This is a genomic window from Cupriavidus sp. SK-4, assembly GCF_000611125.1.
Taxonomy (GTDB): domain Bacteria; phylum Pseudomonadota; class Gammaproteobacteria; order Burkholderiales; family Burkholderiaceae; genus Cupriavidus; species Cupriavidus necator.
Window position 1 is genome coordinate 25,351 of sequence record NZ_JFJW01000077.1, and the last position, 9,688, is coordinate 35,038.

Here is a 9,688-nt window from a genome sequence, read left to right on the forward strand (position 1 = left end):
CTTCTCACTGCTTGATTGCAGCGCGGAAGGTTGAGGTTCGGCTCAGGAGGAAGACCAGAACGGCGGCCAGTAAGCCTGGCAGGGCGATAGCCGAATAGATGCTGGCCGTTGACCACTGGAATCCAAGCAGCAGCCCGACACAAAGCGGACCAAGCACCGCTCCCGTCTTCCCAAAACCCAGGGACCAGCCCACGCCCGTGGCACGGACGCGTTCCGGATAGAGGCTTGCCGACAGCGCCAGCAAACAACCGCCCGCCGCGGAGGAGAAGAAACCGGCAAGGCTTGCCGCGACTGCAACCACGGCAAAACTGTGCGCAAAGGTGCCCAGCATCACCAGCGATGCGGCCGCGGCAATCAGCGCCAGCATCAGCGCCCGTTGCGGAGGAAAGTATCTGAGTCCCGCGCCAATCAGGAATGTTCCCGCGACACCGCCCGCATTCAGCAATCCAAGCATCATCGCGGCCATTGGTATGGTCCAGCCGGCCCGTTGCAGCAATGACGGGGTCCAGACACCGACGACGACGAGCAACATCCAGATCATCCAGGACGCGAGCCACAACCAGAGCGTGGCAAGGCCGCGCCCTTCGCCGAACAGCGCTCCAATCGGCGAAACGCGCAATTGGGGGGCGCCATTGTCGTTTGAACCGCGTTGAATCTCCCGAGACTCCGGCAGCAGGAAAAAAAGGGCCGGCACAAGCAAAAGCGGCGTCCCACCGCCGAGGAAAAAGATCGCCTGCCACCCAAACTGAGAAAGCGTGACGGAACTCGTAAACGACCCCATCATTCCGCCAATCGGGACAGCTGCCCACAGCATCGTGACAACGCGGGCGCGTAGCGCAGGAGGAGCGAATTCCGATGCCAGGCTGATAAAGAGCGGCGTAACCCCGCCAAGGCCAAGCCCGGCCAGGATGCGAATCGCCACCAGCTCGTGGTACGAACCCGCAAATGCCGTACCCAGCGAACTGAAGGCAATAATCACCGTTCCCGCAACCAGCAACCGCTTGCGGCCAAAGCGGTCTCCCAATGCGCTGAAAATCATGGCGCCGGTCAGGAACCCGATCTGCGATGCGCTGAAGACCGGACCAAAATCCTTGATATCAATGCCGATCGAAGCCGCAATCGCATCGGCGGCGGGCCCGATGGCCTGCGTGTCGAAACCGTCCAGAAAGGCCACGAGCCCGCACAGAATGTAGACGTGCCATTGCAGGCGCTGCGTGCCGTCCGGCTCAAAAGGCACGGCATCGGCTTGCGCAGCCTCCATGTCTTGTCGAAGGGAGACCATGATCACAAGCCCTCAGGGCGGAGAGAGCGCGAAATCTGCGCCTGCCGCTCCGCGCTGAATATGCGCTTGGGCAACATGGCTTGAATCACTTTAGGTGACTGGAAGCGGTAGTTGCCCTCGGTCTGGTTTGCGTATTGAGTCACCCGGAAACTACCGTCGATACTGCAAAGCGCATAAACATCGTGCCTGGAAAGGCCGGTTGCCGCGCTGATCCACCCGATCGTCTGGCGCAGGGCTGCTGTCAGCGCTTCTTCAAGGGTGGTGCCTGATCCGAGCGCGATCCAATGCGTCGGTGTTTCAGCCACCGGCGCGCTCAGCGCCACTCGCTTGTGCAGCACATATTGAATCCGCAGGTCTTCCATCGCAGACTCAATGCCGGTCTGGTTGACGACACCGTCTCCCTGCGCTGCATTCGAGTCCCCGGTCCACATTTTTGCGCCGGGCACCTGCACCGACACAAACAGCGACGTACCCTCGACCAGAGCCGGAAGCGAAATGCTGCCCCCATATGCCCCGAGCAACAACGCACTCGTCGGCTTGTCGCCCGCCGGCTGAGCCGCGATCGTGCCTTGAGTCGGCGCCAGCGGTATGCGTACGCCGGGAGAGAATTCAGCAAATCGCCGCTCAGCGTCGAAGCGGAAATAGTGCAAATACCCCTCCTGGAAATCTCCGGGCAACGCGCCCATGCCCTTGACAGCCGAGTTCCAACCCCAGTCGATCGGACGCAAACGGATCATCCTGCACTCGACCACGTCGCCTGGCACAGCACCTTTGATACTCACTGGCCCGATCATCGATTGGGGGCCCTGGGGATAGCGCTTGCGAATCGCGTTGCGCTCGGCCAGGGGCATGCCGAATTTGGCTTCGTTGCCCCAATGCGTCCACGTGTTTGGGTAATGAACCACGTCGCCCGATTCGATCTCGAGCACCGATGGCGCCGCCGGATCCATCTCGCCAAAGCGCACCGTCTCCGGCGTCGAGGGCAGCGTGTGAACCTTGCCATGCCGGTTCGGGGCAAAAACGCGCGTCCCGTCGCGCCCCCCTTCGCTGGCCGGAGCCGCATGAGCCGTGGCGCCCAGGATCATCGAGGCCCCACCGATACCAGCCAGCTTCAGCAAGCCACGCCGGCTGCAATCAGCTCTGCCATCGCCTGCGAACCGGCGATGTTCATCGTGAGCCAAGCCAACGGCGTCATCGAAATCATTCGCCTGGCCGGTGATGCTCTTCCCTGCAGTCATTTGCCTACCCCAGTTCTGGTTTCCCGAATCCTGCCGATGTCGGCGGTCGATGAATACATTAATCGCGGGAGCGCGCCAGCCATTAACCGGTGCGTCGCTTCGCTTTTCAGATCGTCCGAATTTGACGGCATCGAGTCGATCAAGCCGATCGAACCCCTTCTATTCGAAGCGAAGGTTTGCCTGGGTAAAGCGTTCTGTACCGAGCACCACGGCAGCGACCCAGGCCCGTTCCGTCCCGTTATTCAACCAGCGGTGGCGTACCCCGTTCTGGATCACGGTATCTCCCGCGTGCAACACCGTCGCGACACCACTGTCGAGCTCGAGCGTGATCGCTCCACTGAGGACGACGATGAAATCGATCGACGTGGTCGCATGCATGCCTGGCACGTCCGGATCCATCAGTTCCAGCAGGCCTGGAACCTCCCGCTCCATCTCCTCCCTGGCTTTCCCGCTGTCGGCCGGGGGCTCGGCAGCCAAGACTTCGTTCATCGGAGGCACGCTGAATACCGAGAAGTGATATCCACCCGGCGGCGGAGAGAACTTCGGCGCCTGGGCCAACTCCCCTGAGTTGGGGACTGCAGGTGGCGTTGCCGCCCCGCACAGGGGCACTGTGGTCACGCCGCCCGCAAGCGCCAGCACAATCTCGGGCACTTCCACGTCGGAGGCGATGCCCGCCTTTCCGTTCAGCAAACCTGTCACCACGCGCCGAATCTTCTTCATCGATCCATCTCCCGGATGTGATGTTTCTGCAAGTGAATGAATTGCATAGCGGGTCTGTCCCCTGGGAAGGGACTCGTTCTTGGTCGGCGCAGGGGCGCACCCGACATCTCGCAATTCAGGCCATGAGAGGCCACGGCAGTCTAGGGCGCGCCTGGCCGCGTTTACCCCTTGTTCAGGAAATTTTCGGACTGAAGGGAAAACCTGCGGGCTATCCGGTCACGTCGATCGGCCGATGGCCGCTTAGGCTGGGACCCCATACGAGGTGCGCAGGAACAGCGAGGAGACAAGAGTGAATCCGCCTGTCTCACTTCGATTTCAACCCTGAAGAACTGGACTGGAACATGAAGATCATTGCTTATGCGGAAGGCAGCGCCACCGCGCTTGGTGTCGTCACCAGCCCGACGCATTTTGTCGCCGTTGCCGATATCGCACCGGAACTGCCCGCAAGCCTTATCGCGATCCTGGGACTGGAGCACGGACTTGCGCGCCTGCGCGAGGCGGCGCAAGGCGCGCAGGGAGATCGCGCGCTGGCCTCGGTCAGGCTCAAACCGTTCCTCGACCGCCCGAATGCCATGTGGGCGCTTGCCCTGAACTTCAAGAGCCACGTTGCGGAGACGGGTCTTCAGACCAATGCCGACTACCCTCATCTGTTCCTGCGGACGCCAGCGTCCTACGTCGGCTCGGGCGAAGCGCTCGTCGCCCCGCCCGAATCCATTGCGCGTGCGTTCGACTACGAGGGTGAGCTGGCCGTGATCATCGGCAAGCCCGGACGTTACATCCCGGTGCAACGCGCGATGGAACACGTGGCGGGATACACCTGCCTCAACGAAGGCTCTGTCCGCGAGTATCAGGTGCACAACCGCCAGTTCGGCCTCGGCAAGAACTTCGAAGCATCGGGATCTTACGGGCCGTGGCTGATGACCAGCGACGAGTTCGGCGATCCGGCAAAGCACACGGTACTGACCCGGATCAATGGTGTCGTGCGCCAACGCGCGCCGCTCGACGACATGCTGATTGACGTCGCCAGGGTGATCAGCTACCTGAGCCAGGGCTACAACCTGCGGCCTGGCGACCTGATTGCGATGGGTACGCCCGGCGCGCTCAAACCGCAGCCGGACGACGTCGAAGGCCGGGATATGTCCCATCAATACGGCCTGTTCAAGGTGCCCGGCCTTGTACACATGCGGCCGGGCGACCAGGTGGAGGTGGAGATCGACGGACTGGGGATCCTGCGCAACCCGGTAGTTCGTGACGAGTCTTTTCACGGTGGTACGCAGTAGCAGAACGAGCGATACCCGGGTCCGCAAACGGCCACCTGATTCCCCACGATGCATAGAACCCGTTGCCCGAAGCGAACTCGGCGCTTCGGGGTCTGTGTGCGCTTCGCATTTATAACAAGAGAGAGAGAGGAGAAGATGTTGAAAGCAAGTCGTTGCATCACGAGCCAGTTGACCATCGCATTGCTAGCCTGCCTGGGTGCCTCCGCCACAGCACATGCCAATGGCGGCGTCCGGCTCTACGGACTGATCGATAACTATGTCGGCAGCGTCAAGCCTAGCGGCGCGGCAGCAAGCACATGGCAGCTCGATAACGGCGGCGGGACCACCCCCTTCTGGGGCATGGGCGGAGAAGAGGATCTTGGCGGCGGCCTGAGCACCGTGTTTGCCATTGAGAGCTTCTTCCGCTCCGACACAGGCGAGGCCGGCCGAAACCCGACCGACTCCCTCTTTGCACGCAATGCCTATGTCGGCCTTTCTTCAGACAAGTTCGGTGAACTCAGGCTCGGCAGAAATTCCACGCCCATGCTCTATCTGACGGGGCAATTCAATCCCTTCGCCGGCTCAACGCGCTTCTCACCGCTCAATGTCCAGAATTGGATCCCCACTTTCGGGCGGCTGATTCATGGAGATACCGGCTGGAGCAACTCGGCGCGCTACATCTCGCCAACCATGGCCGGCTTCAGCGTCCAGGTCATGTACGGGCTGGGCGAGGCGGCCAACAACAACGGCACCAACAATCTGGGCGGATTCATCCGATACCAGCGCGGCCCGCTCGATGTGGCCGTTGGCGGCAATCACACCAAAGTAGGACCAGCCATCACGGCGCTCGAACCCAGCCAGAAACTACTGTTCGCCGGAGCTTCCTACGACTTCAAGGTGCTCAAGCTGTTCGGCACCTTCAACATGACCAAGAACGGCCGGTCCGAGCTGCGCACCTATACCTATCAGGCCGGCATCTCGGCCCCGCTCGGACCCGGCCAGATCAATGCCAGCTACGTGTGGACGAAGAACGATCGCAGAACCCTGGATGACTTCAACCGTGCCACTGCGGGCATTGGCTATACCTACAACTTCTCCAAGCGTACCGACGTCTATGCCAACTATCTCTACGACAAACTGACTACCGCCGCCACCGGGAACACTTTTGGCGTCGGACTGCGCCACAAGTTCTGACCGCACGGCGGCGCAGCCCGCCGGCCAGGAANGAAGCCTGCCGATTTTGCCGAGCTTCCTGGCACCGGCGAGGTGCTCGCTGTTCTGGGATTAGCCCCCAACCAACCCATAAGCGCGCAAACGCGCGGCGGGCACCTTCGAGAGGTTCCGAGCGCCGCCATTTTCAGGAGACCCCATGCCCATTCAGCGCTTTTCACACGTGGCCTATCGCTGCGTCGACGCCCGCAAGACAGTCGACTTTTATACGCAACTACTCGGCCTCGAGTTCGCCTTCGCCGTGGCGGAAAACTACGTTCCGTCGACCGGCAGGTTCGACCCGCACATACATGTGTTCCTGCGCGTCAGCCCCGGATCCTATCTGGCCTTCTTCGAGCTGTCCGAGGCAGCGGAGATGGGGTTCGACCCGAATACTCCGGACTGGGTCCAGCACATTGCGTTGCAGGTACCCAGCGTCGAAGAAGTCAGCAGCTTCAAGGAAGCGCTGGAGAACGCAGGCATTGCCGTGATCGGGATTACCGATCACGGCATTTTCAAATCGATCTATTTCCGCGATCCGAGCGGACATCGCGTTGAAATCACCTGCGATTCACTGAGTGAGGAGATGTCCGAGCAACTACGCAGCAGATCGAAGGCGCTGCTTGATGAGTGGAGCCAGACACGCCGCGCGCCGGACATCGGCATCCATCGTTCGGGAGATCTCGCAGTTCCTGACGTGCCCAAGCCAAGCATTTAATCAAGGAAGCAGAGCATGAACGTCCTTTTTGAACACGTCGCGATCGATGTGCGACCTGGAGTCGTCATGGAAAGCCAGTCTGGCCTCCAGAACCTGCGGCCCAGAATCTACGGCGTACTGGGGCGCCCGGCCACCGGAAATCCCAAGACCGCGGCCCTGATCATGCATCCGACGTCCAACTACATCGGGCACTATTTCGTTGGGCCGCTGGCCGCGAAGAATGTGCCATGCCTGGCGCTCAACTCCCGCTACGCGGGCAACGATGCTCTGTTGCAAATGGAGCGCGTCATCCTTGACCTCGGTGCCGGCATTCGCTATTTGCGCGATCGGGGCTACCAGAAGGTTATCCTGATCGGTAGTTCCGGTGGCGGTGCTCTCGCAGCGTTCTATCAAGCGGAATCGGAAAACCTGACCGTGCACGAGTTCATCGAAGGTGGCCCGACCGGGGTCACCAGGAATGACCTGCCTCCGGCTGACGGCATTGTCCTTAGCGCCGCGCACCCGGGGCGCGCAGAAATTTTCGCCGAATGGGTCGACCCCGCGGTAACGAACGAGAACGACCTGTTTGCAACCAACCTGGAACTGGACATCTACGACGGTCCGATCCAGCCGCCCTTTACACCGCAGTTCTTCGCCACGTTCCGCGCAGCACAGCTTGCGCGCCGCGCGCGGATCGAAAGCTGGGTAGAGGACGAGATCGCGGCACTCACGAAGCGACCGAACGGGCCGGCAGATCGCATCTTCGTCATTCACCGCACCCATTCCGATCCGCGCATGATCGACCTGGGCCTGGATAGCAACGATCGCAAATGGGGCAGCGTGTGGGGCGATCCGCGCACCGTGAACTTTGCTGCCAACGCATTCGGCAGGGTGACAAGTCTGCGGGCGTTCATGTCACAGTTCTCATCGAAATCCCGTGCCCTGGGCCCGGCCAACCTCAAGCAGACCAGCGTGCCGGTGCTGCTGCTCGTGCACACCGCCGATGCCTCCACTTTCCCGAGCACGCGAGATGCATGGCAGGCTTCAGCCGAGGGACGTATCTCGACGGTGAACCTGGCGCGCGGCAACCATTATCTGGTCGGGCAGACTGAACTGGTCGAATACGGTGCAAGTTCGATTGTCGACTGGATCGGCAGGAACGTTCGCTGAGTCCCCGCCTGCGCGGGGAAGAGGTCGGCCCGGGGCTGTGCCCGAGCCGCCTCCCGTCTCAACGCGAGGCATCGGCCAATGCGCTTTCGCCCAGCAGCATCTCGCCGATGCCGCGCCCGCCGGGGATCATCGGCCAGACGTTCTCGCTGCCGTCCACGTGGATGTCGACGAAGACCGTGCGCGTCTTCTGCGCCAACGCCTCGCGCAGGGCCGGCTCGACGTCGGCCTCGGTCGTCACTGACAGGCCGACGTGGCCATAAGCCCGTGCCAGCGCCGGGAAGTCGGGCAGCGCTTCCATGTATGACTGCGAGTAGCGCCGCTCATATTCAACGTGCTGCAACTGGCGCACCATGCCCAGGTAGCCATTGTTCAGCGAGACGATCTTGACCGGCAGATCGTACTGTTTGCAGGTAGACAACTCCTGGATGCACATCTGGATCGAGCCGTCACCGGTGATGGCGATGACGTCGCGCTGCGGGAAAGCATGCTTGACACCCATCGCATAGGGCAGGCCCACGCCCATCGTGCCCAGCCCGCCCGAATTGATCCAGCGGCGCGGCTGCGTGAAGCGGTAGTGCTGGGCGGCCCACATCTGATGCTGGCCGACGTCGGAGCAGATGATGGCGTCGGCGCCCGCCAGCCTGCTCAGGGTCTCGATCACGTACTGCGGCTTGATGCGCAGGCCGTCGCGCGCATAGGCCAGGCACTGGCGTGCCCGCCAGCCGTCGATGCGCTGCCACCAGTCGGCACGGTCCGCCAGCGGCGTTCGCGCTTCGCGCAGCATGGCGACCAGCTTGTCCAGCACCCGGCGCGCATCGCCGACGATCGGCACGGTCGGGCGCACGCGCTTGCCGATGCTCGCCGGGTCGATGTCGATATGAATGATCTGCCGCGGCGTCGCGCAGAAGTCGGCGACATCACCGATCACCCGGTCGTCAAAGCGCGCGCCGACGGCGAGCAGCACGTCGCATTCCTGCATGGCCCGGTTGGCCTCATAGGTGCCGTGCATGCCCGGCATGCCGAGGTAGCGCGGATCGGCAGCGGGGAAAGCGCCGAGTGCCATGAGCGTGGTGGTGACAGGCACATCGGCGAGCGCTGCCAATTCCCGCAGCGCTGCGGTGGCGCCTGCCGTCACCGCCCCGCCGCCCACGTACAGGTAGGGCCGCCGTGCTTCGCGCAGCAACTGGGCAGCGTGCCGGATCTGGCCATCATGGCCTTCCACTGCTGGCCGGTAGGAGCGGATTTCGATTTTGTCCGGATAGTGGAATGGCGCGCTCGCGAGCGCGACGTCCTTCGGGATATCGACCAGCACCGGTCCCGGACGCCCCGTGCGGGCAAGATGGAAGGCCTTCTTCAATGTGACTGCCAGGCTGCCGACATCGGCCACGAGGAAGTTGTGCTTGACGATGGGCCGGGTGATGCCGACCGCGTCGCATTCCTGGAAGGCGTCTTCGCCGATCATCGACGTCGGGACGTTCCCCGACAGCACCACCAATGGGATCGAATCGAAATAGGCCGTGGCGATGCCAGTGACCGCATTGGTGACGCCCGGGCCGGACGTCACCAGTGCCACGCCCACCTCACCGGTGGCGCGGGCATAGCCGTCGGCGGCGTGCACGGCTGCCTGCTCGTGGCGCACCAGCAGGTGCTGCAGTGCGGATTGGCCAGCGATGGCGTCGTAGATCGGCAGCACTGCCCCACCCGGATAGCCCCATACTGTACGCACGCCCTCCGCGAGCAGCGCTTCGACGATCATCTCTGCGCCGCGCACGACTCGCGGGGCGTTTGCATTGGGCGTGGCGGGGGTATTGCGGAACTCCGGGACCGGCATGTTCATGTTTGACTCTCTTCTCGATGCTGTCCGCCGATGGCGCAGACGTGAAGAGGAATTCTAGGAACAGACCGGCCGCATGGGCTGCCGAACTTGGCCTCCGGCACTGGCGCCCGCAGTGGATCGTGCCGCAGCTGGCGTCGGCACTGCGCGAATCTTCCGCCGACAGGGCAAATGCAACAAACTACTTGTTGTCTATCGAAGGGCCTGAAGCCTTATCCGCTCCGCCGGTTTGCTCCCCTCTCCCGCAATGAACTGACCCCCAGAAGTTGGAGACAACTT

The 9,688-nt window shown here is 62.4% G+C and carries 8 protein-coding genes; 4 read left to right on the plus strand and 4 right to left on the minus strand.

Annotated elements, in window-relative coordinates; translation table 11 throughout:
* Positions 1-4 precede the first annotated feature (4 nt).
* The 3 genes from CF68_RS16735 to CF68_RS38415 form a co-directional block, all read right to left on the minus strand.
* Complete coding sequence (locus CF68_RS16735) at positions 5-1,261, minus strand: MFS transporter (RefSeq protein WP_235205795.1); 1,257 nt, start codon at positions 1,259-1,261, stop codon at positions 5-7.
* Between the two features lie 23 nt (positions 1,262-1,284).
* The gene (locus tag CF68_RS16740) at positions 1,285-2,520 is read right to left on the minus strand and encodes an acetamidase/formamidase family protein (RefSeq protein WP_035820733.1); all 1,236 of its coding nucleotides are present in this window, start codon (positions 2,518-2,520) and stop codon (positions 1,285-1,287) included.
* Between the two features lie 159 nt (positions 2,521-2,679).
* Positions 2,680-3,240: a cupin domain-containing protein gene (locus CF68_RS38415; RefSeq protein WP_035820737.1), complete on the minus strand. Its 561-nt coding sequence runs from the start codon at positions 3,238-3,240 to the stop codon at positions 2,680-2,682.
* A 341-nt stretch (positions 3,241-3,581) separates the two neighbouring features.
* Between CF68_RS38415 and CF68_RS16750 the strand changes: the two genes are divergently transcribed.
* From CF68_RS16750 to CF68_RS16765, 4 genes are all read left to right on the plus strand, one after another.
* Positions 3,582-4,520, plus strand: a complete 939-nt coding sequence (locus tag CF68_RS16750) for a fumarylacetoacetate hydrolase family protein (protein ID WP_035820739.1) — start codon at positions 3,582-3,584, stop codon at positions 4,518-4,520.
* A gap of 135 nt (positions 4,521-4,655) precedes the next feature.
* Positions 4,656-5,693: a porin gene (locus CF68_RS16755; RefSeq protein WP_035820741.1), complete on the plus strand. Its 1,038-nt coding sequence runs from the start codon at positions 4,656-4,658 to the stop codon at positions 5,691-5,693.
* A gap of 175 nt (positions 5,694-5,868) precedes the next feature.
* Positions 5,869-6,426 (plus strand): VOC family protein, encoded by a 558-nt coding sequence (locus CF68_RS16760; protein ID WP_035820742.1) that lies wholly within the window; start codon positions 5,869-5,871, stop codon positions 6,424-6,426.
* Between the two features lie 15 nt (positions 6,427-6,441).
* Positions 6,442-7,575, plus strand: coding sequence for an alpha/beta fold hydrolase (locus CF68_RS16765; protein WP_035820744.1), 1,134 nt, complete (start codon positions 6,442-6,444; stop codon positions 7,573-7,575).
* 58 nt (positions 7,576-7,633) lie between these two features.
* On the opposite strand, the gene ilvB is transcribed toward CF68_RS16765, so the two are convergent.
* Entirely contained in the window at positions 7,634-9,412 is a 1,779-nt protein-coding gene (ilvB, locus tag CF68_RS16770; RefSeq protein ID WP_035820746.1) for a biosynthetic-type acetolactate synthase large subunit, read from the minus strand.
* Positions 9,413-9,688: the final 276 nt, after the last annotated feature.

What these genes read in the sequence shown, in the direction of transcription:
- CF68_RS16740 (WP_035820733.1), bottom strand. Translation starts at nt 2,520, where the DNA reads ATGACTGCAGGGAAGAGCATCACCGGCCAGGCGAATGATTTCGATGAC.
- CF68_RS16750 (WP_035820739.1), top strand. Translation starts at nt 3,582, where the DNA reads ATGAAGATCATTGCTTATGCGGAAGGCAGCGCCACCGCGCTTGGTGTC.
- CF68_RS38415 (WP_035820737.1), bottom strand. Translation starts at nt 3,240, where the DNA reads ATGAAGAAGATTCGGCGCGTGGTGACAGGTTTGCTGAACGGAAAGGCG.
- ilvB (WP_035820746.1), bottom strand. Translation starts at nt 9,412, where the DNA reads ATGAACATGCCGGTCCCGGAGTTCCGCAATACCCCCGCCACGCCCAAT.
- CF68_RS16760 (WP_035820742.1), top strand. Translation starts at nt 5,869, where the DNA reads ATGCCCATTCAGCGCTTTTCACACGTGGCCTATCGCTGCGTCGACGCC.
- CF68_RS16765 (WP_035820744.1), top strand. Translation starts at nt 6,442, where the DNA reads ATGAACGTCCTTTTTGAACACGTCGCGATCGATGTGCGACCTGGAGTC.
- CF68_RS16735 (WP_235205795.1), bottom strand. Translation starts at nt 1,261, where the DNA reads ATGGAGGCTGCGCAAGCCGATGCCGTGCCTTTTGAGCCGGACGGCACG.
- CF68_RS16755 (WP_035820741.1), top strand. Translation starts at nt 4,656, where the DNA reads ATGTTGAAAGCAAGTCGTTGCATCACGAGCCAGTTGACCATCGCATTG.